The 17,040-nt window shown below is 63.2% G+C and carries 16 protein-coding genes; 8 read left to right on the top strand and 8 right to left on the bottom strand.

The window, feature by feature from the left end; translation table 11 throughout:
- Positions 1-8: 8 nt before the first annotated feature.
- Both AB7E19_RS11220 and AB7E19_RS11215 read left to right on the top strand, forming a co-directional pair.
- Complete coding sequence (locus AB7E19_RS11220; protein ID WP_151027600.1) at positions 9-1,037, top strand: DUF2955 domain-containing protein; 1,029 nt, start codon at positions 9-11, stop codon at positions 1,035-1,037.
- A gap of 1 nt (position 1,038) precedes the next feature.
- Complete coding sequence (locus tag AB7E19_RS11215) at positions 1,039-1,467, top strand: ion channel (RefSeq protein WP_029314329.1); 429 nt, start codon at positions 1,039-1,041, stop codon at positions 1,465-1,467.
- Positions 1,468-1,577: 110 nt separating this feature from the next.
- Here AB7E19_RS11215 and AB7E19_RS11210 read toward each other — a convergent pair whose 3' ends face one another.
- The gene (locus tag AB7E19_RS11210) at positions 1,578-3,266 is read right to left on the bottom strand and encodes an FAD-dependent oxidoreductase (protein ID WP_261998963.1); all 1,689 of its coding nucleotides are present in this window, start codon (positions 3,264-3,266) and stop codon (positions 1,578-1,580) included.
- 134 nt (positions 3,267-3,400) lie between these two features.
- On the opposite strand from AB7E19_RS11210, the gene AB7E19_RS11205 reads away from it, so the two are divergent.
- From AB7E19_RS11205 to AB7E19_RS11195, 3 genes are all read left to right on the top strand, one after another.
- Positions 3,401-6,340: a sensor domain-containing phosphodiesterase gene (locus AB7E19_RS11205; RefSeq protein WP_322131082.1), complete on the top strand. Its 2,940-nt coding sequence runs from the start codon at positions 3,401-3,403 to the stop codon at positions 6,338-6,340.
- Between the two features lie 75 nt (positions 6,341-6,415).
- Positions 6,416-7,258: a pyruvate formate lyase 1-activating protein gene (pflA, locus tag AB7E19_RS11200; protein WP_010674272.1), complete on the top strand. Its 843-nt coding sequence runs from the start codon at positions 6,416-6,418 to the stop codon at positions 7,256-7,258.
- Positions 7,259-7,352: 94 nt separating this feature from the next.
- Entirely contained in the window at positions 7,353-7,994 is a 642-nt protein-coding gene (locus AB7E19_RS11195; protein ID WP_041215455.1) for an energy-coupling factor ABC transporter permease, read from the top strand.
- A gap of 58 nt (positions 7,995-8,052) precedes the next feature.
- On the opposite strand, the gene AB7E19_RS11190 is transcribed toward AB7E19_RS11195, so the two are convergent.
- The 4 genes from AB7E19_RS11190 to AB7E19_RS11175 all read right to left on the bottom strand — a co-directional run bounded on the left by AB7E19_RS11190 (position 8,053) and on the right by AB7E19_RS11175 (position 11,204).
- Complete coding sequence (locus AB7E19_RS11190; RefSeq protein WP_010674270.1) at positions 8,053-8,745, bottom strand: ABC transporter permease; 693 nt, start codon at positions 8,743-8,745, stop codon at positions 8,053-8,055.
- 3 nt (positions 8,746-8,748) lie between these two features.
- Positions 8,749-9,489, bottom strand: coding sequence for an ABC transporter permease (locus AB7E19_RS11185; protein ID WP_010674269.1), 741 nt, complete (start codon positions 9,487-9,489; stop codon positions 8,749-8,751).
- 105 nt (positions 9,490-9,594) lie between these two features.
- Positions 9,595-10,368 carry an ABC transporter substrate-binding protein gene (locus tag AB7E19_RS11180; protein WP_010674268.1) on the bottom strand — a complete coding sequence of 258 codons (774 nt, stop codon included), beginning with the start codon at positions 10,366-10,368 and terminating at the stop codon, positions 9,595-9,597.
- Positions 10,369-10,433: 65 nt separating this feature from the next.
- Entirely contained in the window at positions 10,434-11,204 is a 771-nt protein-coding gene (locus AB7E19_RS11175; protein WP_427935281.1) for an ABC transporter ATP-binding protein, read from the bottom strand.
- Between the two features lie 532 nt (positions 11,205-11,736).
- Here AB7E19_RS11175 and AB7E19_RS11170 point away from each other — a divergent pair.
- Complete coding sequence (locus AB7E19_RS11170) at positions 11,737-12,639, top strand: lysine exporter LysO family protein (RefSeq protein ID WP_427935279.1); 903 nt, start codon at positions 11,737-11,739, stop codon at positions 12,637-12,639.
- An 82-nt stretch (positions 12,640-12,721) separates the two neighbouring features.
- On the opposite strand, the gene iadA is transcribed toward AB7E19_RS11170, so the two are convergent.
- Together iadA and AB7E19_RS11160 are read right to left on the bottom strand one after the other, a co-directional pair.
- Positions 12,722-13,852 carry a beta-aspartyl-peptidase gene (gene iadA, locus AB7E19_RS11165; protein WP_427935277.1) on the bottom strand — a complete coding sequence of 377 codons (1,131 nt, stop codon included), beginning with the start codon at positions 13,850-13,852 and terminating at the stop codon, positions 12,722-12,724.
- Positions 13,853-13,910: 58 nt separating this feature from the next.
- A complete protein-coding gene (locus tag AB7E19_RS11160) occupies positions 13,911-14,690 on the bottom strand; it encodes an ABC transporter substrate-binding protein (protein WP_010674264.1) in 780 nt (259 codons plus the stop codon).
- 65 nt (positions 14,691-14,755) lie between these two features.
- Between AB7E19_RS11160 and AB7E19_RS11155 the strand changes: the two genes are divergently transcribed.
- Positions 14,756-15,079 (top strand): hypothetical protein, encoded by a 324-nt coding sequence (locus AB7E19_RS11155; RefSeq protein ID WP_029314324.1) that lies wholly within the window; start codon positions 14,756-14,758, stop codon positions 15,077-15,079.
- Positions 15,076-15,687, top strand: a complete 612-nt coding sequence (locus AB7E19_RS11150; protein ID WP_322131081.1) for an ACP phosphodiesterase — start codon at positions 15,076-15,078, stop codon at positions 15,685-15,687. Before AB7E19_RS11155 ends, AB7E19_RS11150 begins: the two co-directional genes overlap by 4 nt.
- 38 nt (positions 15,688-15,725) lie before the next feature.
- Here AB7E19_RS11150 and AB7E19_RS11145 read toward each other — a convergent pair whose 3' ends face one another.
- Complete coding sequence (locus tag AB7E19_RS11145; RefSeq protein WP_042865248.1) at positions 15,726-16,796, bottom strand: linear amide C-N hydrolase; 1,071 nt, start codon at positions 16,794-16,796, stop codon at positions 15,726-15,728.
- Positions 16,797-17,040: the final 244 nt, after the last annotated feature.

Raw genomic sequence — 17,040 nt, 5'->3', positions numbered from 1 at the left:
GGCGCCAGATGCATAACGCCGACAAGGCTGTACTGCGCATTGGCACGGGCATCGGGCTCGCGACGGGGATCTGTTACGGTCTGGCGCTGCCCATGCCCCACCTCGGGGTCATCATGGCCTGGGTGGTGCTGTGCCGACCCGGCGAGCCGCTCAGCCTTGGCAAAGGGTTGCTGGGTGGCGCTCTGCTGCTGGCCGTGATGGTCGGCGGCGTGCTGCTGGTGCCCCTGCTGACCCACTATGCCCTGGCGGCCGTGCTGCTCGTCGCCCTGCTGCTCTACCTGCTGATGCAGCAGGCGATGGCCGGCAAGGGGGCCGCCGCCATGCTGCTCATCATGGCCATCACGGTGATCCCGGTGGCCGGTCTCATCGAGCAGTCCCTTGCCATCGCCCTTGCCCAGATGATGGGACTGGGGATCCTGATAGGCACCCTGGTCAACCGCCTGGCCCACGCACTCTTCCCTCCCCTGCAGGTGGCGGGAGCGGCGGCAAGACCGGTGCCATTGCCCCCCGAACATCCCGAGCGGCTGGCGCTGCGCGCCGTCGCCATGGTACTGCCGATGTGGCTGCTGGCCCTCGGCAATCCGGCGTTCTACATTCCGGCGGTGATGAAGACGGTGACCCTGGCTCAGCAGAGTACCTCCCTCAACGCCAGACAGGCGGGCCAGGAGCTGGTGCTCTCGACCCTGATGGGCGCCCTGCTGGCGTTCGCACTCTGGCTCGGGCTCAGCCTCTGGCCCTCGCTCCTGATGCTGGTGCTGATGCTGGCCCTGATGACCCTCTGGCTGGCGCGGCGCCTGGTGCGGCTGGTGGCGGGGCGTTTCCCGCCATCCTTCTGGAGCAACGCCTGGATCACGGCGCTCATCCTGTTTGGCCCGGCCATCGAGGACAGCGCCACCGGCAAGGATGTGTGGTTGGCGGCCGCCATGCGTTGCGGCCTCTATCTGGTGGTGGCCGGCTATGGCTGGCTCTGTATCTTGCTGCTCGAACAGTGGTGGCCAGTCGGCCGCCCACTGGCAGAAGCCAAGCTAGGAGATTGATATGTTAACGATTTTTTTGGTCGGCATCCCGGTGATCCTGGTCAACATGCTGCTGCAATCCCTGGTATCCGTCTGGTGCATCCGCTTCTACGTCAAGCGATTCAATCGACGCGAGGGGGCCCTGGCCGGCATGCTGGCTTTGTTTGGCATCATCACTCTGGTGATGCTGGGCAACCTGGCCCAGATCGGCGTCTGGGGCGGGCTCTTCCTGTGGCTCGGGGAGTTCGATACCCTGCAGGAGGCCGTCTATCACTCCGGGGTCAACTTCGCCACTCTGGGCTATGGCGACATCGTCATGAGCCCGCAGTGGAAGCTGCTCGGCCCCCTGGAGGCAGTCAACGGTGCCCTGATGATAGGCCTCTCCGGCGCCTCCATGCTCGCGGTCTTGCAGCACCACATTCGCAATCAGCTCGCTGACAGCCCCCCCTGAGAGCGAGGGGGCCACCTGCGGCAACCCCGTGCGGCAACAAAACGGGCCACTCACTGGGGTGGCCCGTTTGCATACAGAGTGATCAATCGGGCCATGTCAGCCTGGGGCATCTACTCGGCGATCACCGTCTGCCAGGTCTTGAAACCGCCGGAGAGGTTCTTGACCCGAAAACCGTGCTGGCTCAGCAGGCGGCAGGCCACGTGACCGCGCAAACCCACCTGGCAGCTGATGAGCAGCTCTTTATCCCTGGGCAACTCATCAAGACGGCCACGCAGCTCGTCCAGGGGGATGTGCAGCGCCCCCGGAATGCGCCCCAGCTTGTCGAGTTCGGGGCCATTTCGCACATCCACCACCAGCTGATGGGGGTGGCGAGCCTGCACCTCGGCTGCGTGGCAGAGCAGGGTGTCCCCCTTCAGATGGTTGCTCGCCACGAACCCGGCCATGTTGATCACATCCTTGGCCGAGCCAAAGGGCGGCGCATAGGTGAGCTCCAGATCCTGCAGATCAAACACGGTGAGGCCGGCGCGCTGGGCCACCGCCAGCACGTCGATGCGCTTGTCGATGCCATCCTTGCCGATGGCCTGGGCGCCGTAAATCTTGCCATCGGGGGCAAACAGCAGCTTGAGGCTGACCGGGTGGGCGCCGGGATAATAGCCGGCGTGGCTGCCCGGGTGGACATAGACCTTCTCGAACGGCAGCCCCAGCTGCACCAGCCGCTTCTCGTTCAGCCCCGTGCTCGCCACCGCCAGATCGAACAGCTTGCAGATGGCGGTCCCTTGCGTCTTCTTGTAGGTTTCGCTTCGCCCCAGCATGTTGTCGGCAGCGATGCGCCCCTGCCGGTTGGCCGGGCCCGCCAGCGGGATCAGCACGGACTCGCCGGTGACAAAATCGGTCTCCTCCACCGCGTCCCCCACCGCGAAGATGCAGGGATCCGAGGTGCGCATGCCCGCATCCACCTTGATGCCGCCCCGCGGTCCCAGCACCAGCCCCGCCTTGGCGGCGAGCAGAGTCTCGGGCTTGACGCCGATGGCGAGGATCAACAGGCCGGTGTCGAGATGAGAGCCGTCATTGAGGGTCAGGCGCAGTCCACCCCGCTGGGCGGTCGCCACGGCGGCGGTCTTCTCGGCAGGCACCTCCAGGCTTTCGATGGCAGCGAGGCCGGTACGCAGGCGAAGATCGACCCCCTCCTCCCGGATGCGGGCGTGGAGCAGGTTGGCCATCTCCTTGTCCACCGGCGCCATCACCTGATCGGAAAGCTCCAGCAGGGTGACATCCAGCTTGCGCTGGTGCAGCGCCTCCATCATCTCCAGCCCGATGAAACCGCCCCCCACCACGGTGACGTGGCGGGGCTTGTCGTGCGCCAGCGCCGCCAGGATGCGATCCATGTCGGGAATGCTCCGCAGGGTGTGTACCCCCGGGCTCTCGATGCCGGGGAAGGGAGGCCGGATGGGGGCAGCGCCCGGGCTCAGCAGCAGCACGTCGTAGGCTTCGCGCCGCTCTTCGCCGGTCAGCAGGTTGCGCACCAGCAGGCTCTTGCCGGCCTTGTCTATCTCGATGACGTCGTGAAACACCCGCACATCCACGTTGAACCGGCGCTTGAAGCTTTGCGGTGTCTGCAGCAGCAGGGCATCCCGATCCGGGATATCCCCCCCGATGTGATAAGGCAGACCGCAGTTGGCGAAGCTCACGAACTCGCCCCGCTCGAACATCACGATCTCCGCCTCTTCGCTCAAACGGCGGGCACGGGCGGCGGCGGACGCCCCCCCGGCCACACCACCCACAATCAGGATCCGTTTCATCTGCAAGACTCCACTCAACAGGAAATGACCAATAAATTAGACTTATCTAATTTAGAACTCAATGAAATTTTGTTTGCCACGGATTTGCAGTATTCTTGCCCTCCGACAATTGCTCAACAGGATAGTGTCAGTTCATGTCGTCTACCGCGCTCAGCCATCTTCCGACCGCCAGCCAGGCGCCCCTGTTTTTCCGCCTGGATACCCGTAGTCAACGGCTGGTCGCCCTGACCGATGTGATGCAGACGCCGCTCCACTGGCTCGACGAGCCCCGCAGTGCCTGGCCGGCCCAATTGCCGGACGCCCTGCGCCAACCCATCGAGCAGCGGCTGGCCAGCGGCAAGGGGGGCAAGCTGGTGCTGCGCTTTGACGCCCTCCTCTGGCACATTTCCCTCTCCCACGAGCAGGACGCCTTCTGGCTCATCTGCCTGCAGACCCAGTCCCAGGAGAGCGCCGCCAGCCTGTCCCTGCAACTGCCGCGCCTGAGCCAGATGGCCAGCCAGCAGCAGTATGACGCCATGCTGGAGAGCCTCAAGGAGTGCCTGGGGGCCGATCGCCTGATCCTCTGGCACTACCAGGCCCATGGCGCCCTTGGCGGCGAGCAGCTGACCCCGGTCTTCACCCTGGGGGTAGACGCGCTCGGTGCCATTCGCGGAGACAGCCGCTACATCCGAGCCCTGCGCGCCCGGGGCGCCCTGAGCTTCTCGGAGGCGGCCCACCAGCCCATGTTGAGCCAGCACTACTATCTGGCCGATGCCAATGTCTGCTCCCGCCTGGACGGCGCCTTGCTGGAGCAGGAGAAGCTCATCGGCGTGCTCAGCCTGGAGTATGCCGAGAGCACCCTCATCAGCGATGACACCCTGCAACTGGTGCGTCATTGCGCCCGTTTGCTCGGCCACTGGCAGCCGGACCCCGTGGCGACCGACGCCCCGGACCTCGCGCCTCCCCCGGGGCTGGCCAACCTGACCGGCAACGATTACTGCCGCGCCCTGCTGCGCTGGGCCATGGGCCTGAGTGGGGCCCACAGGGGCTGGATCGGCGAGTTTCAGCCTCGCGGCCAGGATCTCTGGCTCATTCCCCGCTGCGTGGTGGAGGGGGATGCCTTCGCCGTCGTCAAACCCATGCCCATGGACATCGGCCCGGGCCGGGAGATCTTCCAGCACGGGCAGAGTCTCTACGTGGAAGATCTGGCCCTGCGCTATCCCCAGTCCAGCCAGCTGCTGGCCCTCGACGCCAAGGCCTATGTCGGTATCCCCTTCCCGGGGCCAAACGGTCTCCCCCTGGGGCAGCTCACCCTGCTGCTCGCCACCCCTCTGGCCGATCCCGCGCCCCTGCTGGACGTCCTCTACGAACAGCGCGAGCGGGCCGCCAGCGAGTTGCAGCGCCTGGCCAATGACGATGCCCTGCGCCTGGCCGAAGTGGCCTTCAACACCCACGACGGCCTGCTGGTGATGGATCACGGGGGCATCATCCTCAAGGTCAATGCCTCCTTCAGCCGCATCACCGGCTTTGCCAGCGAGGAGATGCTGGGCCTGCACATCGACGCCCTGAGGCCCACCTACTATGGCGACACCCTCAAGGAGGAGGTGATCGCGGCGGTCAACCGGCAGGGATACTGGCTCGGGGAGGAACAATGCCTGCACAGGGAGGGACACCTCTTCCCGGTGCGGCTCATGGTGAGCGGGGTCAAGGACGAGGAGGAGGAGATCAGCCACTTCGTCTGCAGCTTCCACGACATCACCCAGGAGAAAGAGACCGCCCGCCACATCGAGCGCCTCGCCTACTACGACGACCTGTGCGATCTCTACAACAGGCGCAGCCTGACCGACATCATGCAGCGCACCCTGCAGACCCCGAGCGGCCAGTGGGGGGCCCTGCTGCTGCTGGATCTGGACAACTTCAAATCCATCAACGACTCCCTCGGTCACGCCTGCGGCGATCTGCTGCTCCAGGCCGTGGTGGTGCGACTCAAGTCCCTGCCCCAGGATAACCTGGTGCTCGCCCGCACCTCGGGTGACGAATTTGCCCTGCTCTTCACGGCGCTGGGCCAGGGCTATATCACCGCCAAGATCCTGGCGGAGCACTTTGCCCGGGAGCTGATGGGGATCTTCCGCGCCCCCTTCGACATCGGCGATCACAAGCTGCACTGCAGCGCCTCCGTGGGGATCAGCCTGTTCAGCGATGACGACAAGGATCACCTTGTCCTGATGCAGCAGGCCGATACCGCCGTCCACATGGCCAAGCGCGCGGGCCAGGGCAACCATATCTTCTTCAGTGAAGCCATGGCGGAAAAAGAGAAGAGCAAGCTTTCTCTCAACAACCAGCTGCGTGATGCCCTGCGCAACAACGAGCTGGTGCTGCACTACCAGCCCCAATACCGGGTCGACAACGGCACGCTCTCGGGCATAGAGGCGCTGCTGCGCTGGCAGAAGGCCGACGGCACCATGGTGCCACCCGGGGAGTTCATCCCCATCGCCGAGGAGACCACCCTGATCCAGGAGATAGGCTACTGGGTGATGAAGACCGCCTGCGCCCAGTACAGCTTCTGGCTCAACAACGGTCTCGCCATCCCTCATCTGTCGGTCAACGTCAGCGCCCGCCAGTTCCACACCGCCGGTTTCGTGCAGCAGGTGGAGTACATTCTGCGGGACACCGGGGTGCCCCCGTCGCGCCTGCTGCTGGAGATCACCGAGTCCGTGGTGCTGGAAAACCGGCTGGAGAGCATCGCCAGGATCCGCCAGCTCAAGGCCCTCGGCCTGCTCATCTCCATCGACGACTTCGGCACGGGCTACTCGTCCCTGGCCTATCTGCGGGATCTGCCCGCCGACGAGGTGAAGCTCGACAGAAGCTTCATCCAGACCCTGGTCCACAGCGAACAGGACAAGGCCATCGTCAAGGCCATCCTGGATCTCGCCCGGGTGTTTCGTTTCACCGTCACCGCCGAAGGGGTGGAGGAAGAGGAGCAGCTCGCCGTGCTCAAGGCCCTGGGATGCCAGCATTATCAAGGCTTCCTCACCAGCCGGCCGCTCCCCGTCAAGGCACTGGAGAGCCTGCTGGGTGCCACCCCTGCGGGCTAAACTGGTAGGATTTATAGGGCTTTCTGTCATAAAATAACGACCGCTCGAACCTTGTCCGCACCATTGGAGTCGTCTATGTCAGTCATTAACCGGATCCCCGCCGTTGAATCCAAGGGACCTGCCACCCCCGGCACGCAGCGGATCCCGACCGTTGAAGCCAGCGACACCGGCACTACCGACATCATTGGCCGGATCCACTCCGTCGAGACCTGCGGGACCGTCGACGGCCCCGGCATCCGCTTCATCGTGTTCATGCAGGGCTGCCTGATGCGCTGCAAGTATTGTCACAACCGGGACACCTGGGACACCCAGGGCGGCCGCGAGGTCACCGTGCCCGAGCTGATGAAGGATCTCACCAGCTATCGCCACTTCATGAATGCCTCCGGCGGTGGCGTGACCGCCTCCGGCGGCGAGGCCATGCTGCAGCAGGAGTTCATCGCCGAACTGTTCACCGCCTGCAAGGCCCAGGGGATCCACACCTGCCTCGACACCAACGGTTTCGTGCGTCACTACGACGAGCTGCTCGACCGGGTGCTGGACAACACCGATCTGGTGCTGCTCGACATCAAGCAGATCAACGACGAGAAGCACATCCCCCTCACCCACGTCAGCAACAAGTACACCCTGGAGTTCGCCCGCTACCTGGCCTCCCGCGGTCAGACCATGTGGATCCGCTACGTGGTGGTACCCACCTGGTCCGACGATGACGAGAGCGCAGAAGGACTCGGCCAGTTCATCGCCGAGCTGGGGGAGTGCGTCGAGAAGGTGGAGCTGCTGCCCTACCACGAACTTGGCAAGCACAAGTGGGACGTGCTGGGAGATACCTATGATCTGGTCGGCATCAAGCCCCCCAGCAAGGAGACCATGGACAGGGTCCAGGGCATCCTTGGCAAGTATCACCCCAACGTGAAGTATTGAGACAGGAGGCCGCCCGGCAGAGGGCGGCCTCTTTTCATTGCGCTGGCGTTCGCCACGGCGCCATCACCGACAGCCGCATCCGGAGGAACCGCTCATGAGTGAAGGACAAGTTGCCGCCCTCCTGCTCTGGCTGGTGCTGCTCGCCTTCAGTCTGAACGCCTCCCTGCTGCGCACCCTTGGCGCCCACCCGCTCTATCAGCATCTTTGCCTCGGCGGCGCCATCGTGCTGGTACCGCTGTGGACCTTGCGGGCCGGGTTGCACGAGGGGCTCGAGATCCACTTTCTCGGCCTCACCAGCCTGACCCTGTTGCTGGGCTGGCGCCTCGCCCTGCTTGCCCCCTGCCTCACCCTGCTGCTCCTCGCTTACTTCGGGGTCATCCCCCTAGCCGACATCGGCTGGCAGGCCCTCATCGGCGTTGCCCTGCCGGTGGCCACCAGCTGGCTGCTGTTTCTGGGGAGCTGGGCCTGGCTGCCTCGCCACCTCTTCGTCTACCTGTTCGTGGCGGCATTTCTCGGGGGGGCGCTGAGCATCTCGGCCAAGGTGATCGCCAGCGCCCTGCTGATGGGGGTGAGCGGCACCTACTCCTGGCACACCATCAGCGCCGACTACCTCTCCATCTGGCCGCTGCTGCTCTTTCCCGAGGCGCTCCTCAACGGCATGACCATGACCCTGCTCGCCGTCTATCGCCCCCACTGGGTCAACACCTTCTTCGACAGGGAGTACCTGGGGCGCTGAGCCTGCCCGTGATCCATAAAAAAAAGCCCGCAGTTGCGGGCTTTTTCTCTGCTGGCAGTCAGACGCTGCGCGGGCGCAGGTGGGCATGCCAGCGGGCTTCCCACTTCTTGAACAACCAGACGATGACGAAGGTGAGCAGCATGTAGAGCAGACCTGCGGTCAGGAACGCCTCGAACGGGCTGTAGTAGCGGGAGTTGATGATCCGCGCGGCCCCCGTCAGATCGACGATGGTGATGATGCCCGCCACCGCCGACCCCTGCAGCATGAAGATCACCTCGTTGCTGTAGGCCGGCAGCGCACGGCGAAACGAGTTGGGCAGGATGATGCGGGTCAGGGTCTGCCAGCGGGTCATGCCGAAGGCGCTTGCCGCTTCTATCTGCCCCTTGGGCATGTTCATCACGGCGCCACGCACTATCTCGGCGGTGTAGGCGCCGGTGTTGAGAGTGAACGCCAGCAGGGCACAGAACCAGGCTTCCGAGAAGAGGGACCAGGCCGCACTGTTCTTGAGCCACTCCCACTGGGCGGCACCGTAGTAGATGATGAAGAGCTGCACCAGAAGCGGGGTGCCACGGAAGAAGTAGATATAGGCCCAGATTGGCCCCTTTATCAACCAGTTGCGGCTGTTGCGCAGTATGCCCATGGGCACCGCCAGCATGAGCCCCAGCATGAGCGAGGCGGCCACCAGCCAGATGGTGGTATAGAGCCCCTCCCAGTAGGTGGGCCACTCCTTGAGAATGATCGAGAAATCCATGGCTTACCTCGTCTTGATGGCGTAGTGACGCTCGGCCCACTTGAGCGCCGAGGTAGAGACTGCGGTGAAGACCAGGAAGATCAGCGCCACCGCCATGTAGAAGGTGAAAGGCTGCTGGGTCGAGCCCGCCGCGAGCGACGCCTTTCGCACCATGTCATCGAGCCCGATGATGGAGACCAGGGCCGTGGTTTTCAGCAGCACCAGCCAGTTGTTGCCAAACCCGGGCAGGGCGTGGCGCATCATCTGGGGAAAGAGGATCCGCACAAAGACCTGGCTTGCCCGCATGCCGAAGGCTCGGGCCGCCTCGAGCTCCCCCTTGTCCACCGCCAGGATGGCGCCGCGGAAGGTCTCGGTCATGTAGGCACCGAAGATGAAGCCGATGGTGGCGACCCCGGCCGCAAACGGGCTGATGTCGATGTAATCGGGCAGCAGGGAGACCCACTCCTGGTTCGGGTTGCTCGCCAGCAGGTGGTTGTTGTAGGCCTCGTTGACCCAGGTGCAGATCCCGTTGATGAGCACCTGGCCACCGAAGAAGAGCAGCATCATCAGCACCAGATCCGGGATGCCGCGAATGACGGTGGTGTAGGCCGCCGCGATGCCGCGTGCCCACTTGTAGGGAGAGAGCTTGGCCAGGGCCCCCAGCATGCCAAGCACCAGGGCCAGCAGCAGGGAGGCGAGCGCCACCTCCAGGGTGATCCAGGCCCCCTCCAGCAGAGAGGTTTCGTATCCTTTCAAATCAAACATATGCAATGCAGCTCCATCGCAATCGGGCCCGTCACTCCCAGCGGAAGGCAACGGGCCCGATGACTACTGACGGGATCAACCTGTCGTTGTTCACCTGACGTCGGCTTACTCGCCGTACACGTCGAAGTCGAAGTACTTGTCGTTGATTTCCTTGTACTTGCCATTGGCACGCAGGGCCAGGATGGCGGCATTGAATTTCTCTTTCAGATCCTTGTCAGCCTTGCGCACCGCGATGCCAGCACCCTCGCCAAACCACTTGGGATCGGTCAGTTTCGGGCCGATGAACTCGAAGGCATCGCCCCCTTCCTTCTTCAGCAGGCCGTCGCTGATGGCGGCGGAGTCGGCCATCACGTAGTCGACACGGCCGGATTTCAGATCGAGGTAGGCTTCATCCGCAGTGCCGTAGCGCTTGATGGTGGCGTTGGGGAAGTTGTCGGTGATGTAGGTGTCCATGGAGGTGGCTCGCTGTACGGCGATGGTCTTGCCGTCCATGAAGGCCTTGTCGAGCTGGATCTCGGTCCCTTTCTTGGCGGCGAAGCGCGCCGGGATGTGCTGGTACTTCTGGGTGAAGTCCACCTTCTTCTTGCGCTCTTCGGTGATGTCCATGGTGGCGATGATGGCGTCATACTTGCGCGACAGCAGCGCCGGAATGATGCCGTCCCAGTCCTGCTTGATCAGGGTGCACTTCACCTTCATCTCTTCGCACAGGGCGTTGGCGATGTCGATGTCGAAGCCTTTCACCTCGCCGCTCGGCTCGGTCCAGGAGAAGGGGGGATAGGCCCCTTCCACCCCGATCCGGACCTCTTTCCACTCCTTGGCCATCAGGCTACCGGAACACAGGGCCGTCATCACGGCAGTCGCCAGCATCAGCTTGTTCATGTATCTCTCCTTGATAAACACGTCGATCGTTGAAAGTACGGATGGTTGAAATTGAATCCCGTCCATCAATAGATGGACGAGATGAATTGCTTGAATCGCTCCGACTTGGGATGGGCGAAGATCTCCTTGGGATTGCCCTCCTCCTCCACGCGCCCCTGGTGCAGGAACATCACCTTGTTCGACACGTCGCGGGCGAAGGACATCTCGTGGGTCACCACCATCATGGTACGCCCCTCTTCCGCCAGCTCGCGCATCAGGCCAAGGACCTCCCCCACCAGTTCAGGGTCGAGGGCCGAGGTAGGCTCGTCAAACAGCATCACCTCGGGTTCCACCGCCAGCGCCCGGGCGATGGCGGCCCGCTGCTGCTGACCGCCGGAGAGGTGACCGGGATAATAGTCGCGACGCTCCCACAGCCCCACCCGGTTGAGCAGGTGCTCCGCCTTGGCGATGGCCTCGGCACGGGGCACCTTGAGTACCTGGATGGGCACTTCGATGATGTTCTGCATGATGGTCATGTGGGACCAGAGATTGAAGCTTTGAAACACCATGGCCAGTCGGCTGCGGATACGCTCCACCTGGCGCATGTCTTCCGGCAGGCGTTCGCCGGAACGGCTGGTTTTCATCCGGATCAGCTCCCCGTGGAGGGAGACGTTGCCCGATGAGGGGGTTTCAAGCAGATTGATACAGCGTAGAAAGGTCGACTTCCCCGAACCCGAGGAGCCGATGAGGGAGATCACATCCCCCTTGTGGGCCGTCATATCGATGCCCTTGAGCACTTCGTGGGTGCCAAAATACTTGTGCAGATCACGAACTTCCAGTGCGGCAACGTCGCTCATCCATTACAACCTTGTCTGTCCCTAGACGCCGCTTCGGCGTGACTCCACCATCGTCCATTTAACAAAACGTTAACCGATGGCAACCTTCAGCGAAAATATCATTGAGGTAGTGAAAAAACAATACAGAACCGAGGTATTTGGTGTTTTATCTGTATTTTTATTGGCCTATTGAGTATTTTTCAGCACTTTGTCTGCATAAAATCCATTTTTTGTCGCACCTTCCCTACCGCTCTTTTATACCCGCAGCGCACTGGTAGCAAGCATATTTCACCATATCCGCCAGATGTCATCCAAAAGGACTTTATTCACCCAGGCAGATTCCCCTTCTCTCGTCATTTCATGGGGATGAAATTGATTTTTCAGGTGATGTGGCCCTCTTTCTCTGTTTGCGTGCACAGCTGACTGTCATCAAAAAACACAACAATATGATAAAAAAGTCCCGTATGGGCCATGCTGATGCACAGATCCGTGACACAGGTGCAACAAGTCGTGATAAGGTGCCGTTTTTCCACGTTTTGTGATCGAGGCCCCGATGTTGCTCAATGTGTTGCTGATCCTGCTGCCGCTGGTGATCGGCTATCTGGTTCCCCTCTCTTCCGCCCGTCTGATCAAGCTGGTCAACCAGTCCCTGGGCAAGATGGTCTACCTCATCCTGTTCCTGATGGGGCTGGGGCTGGCCTATGTGGAGAACCTGGGCAGCAACCTGGCAGTGATCTTCAAGGTGGCAGGGGTGATGCTCGCCGCCATTACCCTGTGCAACCTGCTGGCCCTGTGGTGGCTGGACAAGCGCAGCCCCCCCACCCACGAGGCCAGTGACGGCAAGATGCCGAGCAAGCTGCACCTGTTGTGGGAATCCCTCCAGCTCTGTTTCGTGGTGCTGGGGGGCGTCTTGCTGGGACTGGTGGTGGACCTGCGCACCCTGCCCATCGACAAGTTGAGCGAGTGGGCCCTGATGCTGCTGCTCTTGCTCATCGGTATCCAGATGCGCAACTCCGGCATGCGCCTGCGCCAGATCCTGCTCAATCCCTGGGGCATGAAGATCGCGCTCACCGTCATCCTCAGCAGCTGGCTCGGCAGCCTGCTGGCCGCCCAGCTGCTCGGCATGCCCTTTGCCCATGGCCTCGCGATGAGCTCCAGTTTTGGCTGGTATTCGCTCTCCGGCATCCTGGTAGCGGACAAGCTGGGCCCGGTGCTGGGGTCCGCCGCCTTCATCAACGATCTGGGGCGCGAGCTTATCGCCATCCTCATCATCCCGGTGCTGATGCGCCGCCACCCCAGCGCCGCCATCGGCTACGGCGGCGCCACGGCGCTGGACTTCACCCTGCCTGTCATCCAGAAATCCGGCGGCATCCAGGTGGTGCCGGTGGCCATCGTCTCCGGCTTTATCCTGAGCCTGCTCGGCCCCATTCTGATCCTGGGGTTTCTCGCCATCTGAACCCCATGGCACGACAAAGCCCGGCACTGCTGCCGGGCTTTTTGTTTATGAACTGAGCGGGCTGGATGACAGGCGCCGGTATTCAGGTGCGCCACCGCCCCCCACTCATCACCCGCTCGATGGTGAACGTATCAGGATCGATCAGCAGCAGATCCGCATCCTGCCCTACCCCCAGGGTACCCTTGCTCGCAAGCCCCAGCGCCCTGGCCGGATTGGCCGTCACTACCGCCAGTGCCGTCTCCAGCGCCACCCCCTTGCCGCAGGCCGCCACCACCTCCTGCCACAGGCTCCCTATCTGGCCGCAGCGCAGCTCGATGAGCCGCCCCTCGCCGTCAAAGCGCGGCAGACTGGCGTTGGCATCCGAGCTGAAGCTGATGCGATCCACGGGCACGCCCGCCGCCAGCAACGCCACCAGGGCGTCGGCCGCGAGCCGCTCCCCGTCATCCAGCAGATCCGGGAAGCTCGACGTGGTGAGGTCGACCCAGCCACCTGCCCGACCCCACTCGATGGCCTCGGCAAAGAGCCAGGGATTGCGGTTGCAGTGGGTGGGGTAGAGCTGGCGAAGCGGGATGTCGGTGTCATCGCGCAGGGCCCGCAGGGGCGCCAGCGCCCCGCGGCCATCCCCCAGGTGAAAGAAGCTGACGCCACTTTTGCCGGACAACAGCCCGGCCACCCGCGCCTCGCTCGCCAGCCGCGCCAGCTCGTCGTGGGTGGGGGCGCTGGACCTGTGATCGCTGATGGCCACCTCCCCCACCCCCAGCACCTCGGGGATCAGCATGATGTCCGACTCCACCGTGCCGGTGAGGGTCTTGACCGGCAGGTGGTAGGAGCCGGTGTACATGAAGGCGCTCACCCCGGCGGCGCGAAACTCGCGTACCTTGCCGAGCACCTGGGCCGGGCTGCGGGTCAGGCTGTCGGTGCCGAGCGCCGCCACGAGCGTGGTAACCCCCGCCGCCAGAGCTTCCCTTGCCAAGAGCTCCGGCGTGCGAAAGCCGAAGCCTCCCTCGCCGCCCCCTCCCGTGATATGGGCGAGCGGGTCCACCAGTCCGGGCACCAGATAGCGGCCGCCAGCGTCCACCCGCGTCAGTGGCCAGTCGGCCGGAACCGTCAGTCCCTTGCCCATCCAGGCGATGCGGCCATCCGCCACCAGCAGGTCCTGCTGGCCGAGCGGGGCCGGACTATGGATCTGCGCACCCTCGATCAGGGTCAACATGGGGTCTCTCCTTGCTGCATGAAAAAGGAGGGAGCAGGCTCCCTCCGACTGTTACCCATCAACCGCCATAAATATCGTACTTGAAGTACTTCCGGTTGATCTCCTGATACTTGCCGTTGGCGCGCAGGGCCTTGATGGCGTCGTTCAGCCTGGCCCTGAGATCCGGATCCCCCTTGCGCACCGCGATCCCCATGCCATCGCCAAACCATTGACGGTCGGTCAGGGCCGGCCCCACATAGTCGAACTTGTCGCCCCCTTCCTTGCCAAGCAACCCCTGTTCGATGGCCGAGGCGTCGGCCAGCAGGGCCAGCACCCGTCCCGCCTTCAGGTCGAGGTAGGCTTCATCGGCACTGCCGTAACGCACTATGGTGACGCTGGAGCCGAAGTTGTCGGTCAGGTACTTGTCGTGGGTGGTGGCCCGCTGCACGCCGATGCGCTTGCCCGCCATCCCTTCCGGCGTCAGCGTCAGTTCGGTGCCCCTGGCCGCCACGAAGCGGTTGGGAATGTGGGCATATTTCTCGGTGAAGTCGACCTTCTTGCGCCGCTCGTCGGTGATCGACATGGCGGCGATGATGGCGTCGTACTTGCGCGACAGCAGGGCCGGGATCATGCCGTCCCAATCCTGGGCCACCAGTTCGCACCTGACGGCCATCTGCTGGCACAGGGCGTTGGCAAGATCGATGTCAAATCCTTTGATCTCTCCGGACGCATCGGTCCATGAGAAGGGGGGATAGGCCCCCTCCACGCCAAAGCGTACCGTCTTCCACTCCTTGGCGGTGACGGGGGCGGCGAGCAGACAGGCAGCAACAAGGGCTGACAGGGTCAGTGTGGTCTTCATCGTGAGTACTCCATTACATAAAAAGCGCACAGGCGCGGTCAAGGCATCGCAGGCAGAGGCAAGCGATGGCCAACAAACGGCAAATTGCAGATGAGCGGGATTACGCCGCCATGGGCGTCAATGAACTGCTCCGGGGCCTCGACCTATTCGTCGAACCACTCGGAGAGATAGAAAGGCTTGAAGTAGAAGGCCAGAAAAAAGCCTCTGGCTTTGCGCATCATGGTGATTTGTCGCGTCCTGTGACAAAGATGGCAAGCACCTTACCACGCCTCAAATTTGCCCGGCAAGGGGACTTGGGGATGAAACATCCTGCCCATGGTCAATCCGGCCACGATTCGTTAGGCTCGGATCACCCGTTCACGCCCAGGCACGCGAGCCCCATCCCATGAATTTTCTCGCCCACCTCCATCTGGCGGCCCATACCGGCAGCTCCCTCACCGGCAACCTGCTGGGGGACTTCATCAAGGGCCCGCTGCCGACGGGTCTGGCTGACCACTTCGACGAGGGGATCTGGCTGCACCGCAAGATAGACGCCTTCACCGATGCCCACCCGGCCCATCGGGCCGCCGTGGCGAGCTTCGACCCCCCCTGGCGCCGCTTCGGCGGCATTGTGGTGGACATGCTCTACGATCACTGGCTCAGCCAGCACTGGCAGAGGTTCAGCGCAGCCCCCCTGCCCCGCTTTCTGGCGCAGAGCTATGGTCAACTTCTCCTGGATCATCACAGCCTGCCACAGGGCCTGCCGATGGCCCTGCGGCGCATGGCCGAGCAGGACTGGCTTGCCTCCTACCTGTACCGGGAAGGGGTGGGGGCGGCCCTCAACGGCATCGGTCGTCGGCTGCGCCGCCCCGTGCCGCTCGGGGAGGCGCTCCACGCCCTGGATCAGGCTCGCTGGATCGAGGCCGAGCACGCCTTCCTGCACTTCTACCCGGAGCTGATGCGCTTTTGCGAGGCGCAGATCGCCGCCCACCGCACGGCCACCCCATCCCCACCATAAAAAACGCCCCGAGGGGGGCGTTGTCATCGGGGGAATGCTCAGGCCTTGGGGCTGGCCGGCAGGAAGCGAAACGCCTTGGCCGGGACGAATTTCTCCGCCGTCTCCCCCGCATAGAGCTGCTGCTCGGTCAGGGGCAACTTGCGCACCGGGGCCCCCGCGGCGAGATCCAGCTTGTCCATGCTCACCCAGAAGGTGTTGGGCAGATGGGTCAGCTCGAAGAAATAGCGGCGATGCTGCTGATCCGCCACGCTGCGCCACAGGGTGGTAGAGATGTTGGGCTGATCCGGGGTGCTGATCCCCATGGGTACCGAGACATTGCGCATCACGCTCATCACCCCGGCCACCGCCTCGTTGGCCTGGTCGGTCTTTGGCAGGGTCTTGATGTAGAAGGAAGCGCGGGCAAAACGATCCGCCGAGCGGTTGGTGCCGGGCAGCATGGTGAGACCGCCAATCTCCTCCCAGTAGTCGTTGAGGGCCAGTTGCTTGTCAAAGGTCGGCGAGTTGGTCATCACCTGATAGCTGCGGTCGTGGTAGATCTGCAGTTTGCCCCCCACGTACTGGAAGATGGCGGAATCGCCGCTCGCATCCGAGAGGGAGAGGTGCAGCTGGCCCGGCTTGCCATCCGGGGTCAGGGTGGTCACCACATAGAATTCATCTCTGGAGAGGGCCTCGACCGCCTCGGCCACGGTGGCGAAGTTGTCCAGCGCGTACTGGGCCCAGAGCGAGATGGAGAGAGTCTTGCGCGGATCCTTGTCGCTCGGGGTCACATACTCGGACTCGGTCAGATAGAGGAGGTTGGCCACCAGCCCCTTCTCGTTCATGCCGTCGGCGGTGCCCGCATCGAAGCCTGCCGCCACCACGGAGCCGTAGCGCGACGTCCACGTCATGGAGTGCGCACCGGCCTCCCCTTCCCGCGCGATGCCACGGGGCAGCGCCCAGAGATTGGTCGGCATGGCGCTGCGCCAGTCCATGGTACGACCGGTCACCACCAGCGCTCCCTCCCCCTGATAGACGGCGCGGGTACAGGCATCAGCGAGGGAACTGACGGAGAGGGAGACGGTCAGGGCCAGCAGGGTCTTGTGCAACAGGGGGGAACGCAGGATTGTCATATGGATCACTCGAGTCTGTTGAAAACACAAGCATACCCCTTTTTGCATAACAGGGGCTGACTGAGGCTGGCAAACCAGGTAACAGATCTGTCAACAGAGGTGCTGCCCTGCCAATCAGCGATCAATATCCATAAATTAATCAAAGAGATAAGCAAGCCACTTCGGGGCGATACCGCCAGATGCCATTCGCTGGCTTGCGTCGGTTTCAGACACATACCCTGCCCGCCAGCAGGCGGACAGGGAG

Source organism: Aeromonas sp. (assembly GCF_050252055.1).
Taxonomy (GTDB): domain Bacteria; phylum Pseudomonadota; class Gammaproteobacteria; order Enterobacterales; family Aeromonadaceae; genus Aeromonas; species Aeromonas caviae.
Note: the sequence above shows the minus strand (reverse complement) of the source record. Positions and strands in the feature narration are given on the sequence as shown.

Coding starts and splice junctions, on each gene's coding strand:
- AB7E19_RS11220 (WP_151027600.1), top strand. CDS start 9: ATGCATAACGCCGACAAGGCTGTACTGCGCATTGGCACGGGCATCGGG.
- AB7E19_RS11215 (WP_029314329.1), top strand. CDS start 1,039: ATGTTAACGATTTTTTTGGTCGGCATCCCGGTGATCCTGGTCAACATG.
- AB7E19_RS11210 (WP_261998963.1), bottom strand. CDS start 3,266: ATGAAACGGATCCTGATTGTGGGTGGTGTGGCCGGGGGGGCGTCCGCC.
- AB7E19_RS11205 (WP_322131082.1), top strand. CDS start 3,401: ATGTCGTCTACCGCGCTCAGCCATCTTCCGACCGCCAGCCAGGCGCCC.
- pflA (WP_010674272.1), top strand. CDS start 6,416: ATGTCAGTCATTAACCGGATCCCCGCCGTTGAATCCAAGGGACCTGCC.
- AB7E19_RS11195 (WP_041215455.1), top strand. CDS start 7,353: ATGAGTGAAGGACAAGTTGCCGCCCTCCTGCTCTGGCTGGTGCTGCTC.
- AB7E19_RS11190 (WP_010674270.1), bottom strand. CDS start 8,745: ATGGATTTCTCGATCATTCTCAAGGAGTGGCCCACCTACTGGGAGGGG.
- AB7E19_RS11185 (WP_010674269.1), bottom strand. CDS start 9,489: ATGTTTGATTTGAAAGGATACGAAACCTCTCTGCTGGAGGGGGCCTGG.
- AB7E19_RS11180 (WP_010674268.1), bottom strand. CDS start 10,368: ATGAACAAGCTGATGCTGGCGACTGCCGTGATGACGGCCCTGTGTTCC.
- AB7E19_RS11175 (WP_427935281.1), bottom strand. CDS start 11,204: ATGAGCGACGTTGCCGCACTGGAAGTTCGTGATCTGCACAAGTATTTT.
- AB7E19_RS11170 (WP_427935279.1), top strand. CDS start 11,737: ATGTTGCTCAATGTGTTGCTGATCCTGCTGCCGCTGGTGATCGGCTAT.
- iadA (WP_427935277.1), bottom strand. CDS start 13,852: ATGTTGACCCTGATCGAGGGTGCGCAGATCCATAGTCCGGCCCCGCTC.
- AB7E19_RS11160 (WP_010674264.1), bottom strand. CDS start 14,690: ATGAAGACCACACTGACCCTGTCAGCCCTTGTTGCTGCCTGTCTGCTC.
- AB7E19_RS11155 (WP_029314324.1), top strand. CDS start 14,756: ATGGCCAACAAACGGCAAATTGCAGATGAGCGGGATTACGCCGCCATG.
- AB7E19_RS11150 (WP_322131081.1), top strand. CDS start 15,076: ATGAATTTTCTCGCCCACCTCCATCTGGCGGCCCATACCGGCAGCTCC.
- AB7E19_RS11145 (WP_042865248.1), bottom strand. CDS start 16,796: ATGACAATCCTGCGTTCCCCCCTGTTGCACAAGACCCTGCTGGCCCTG.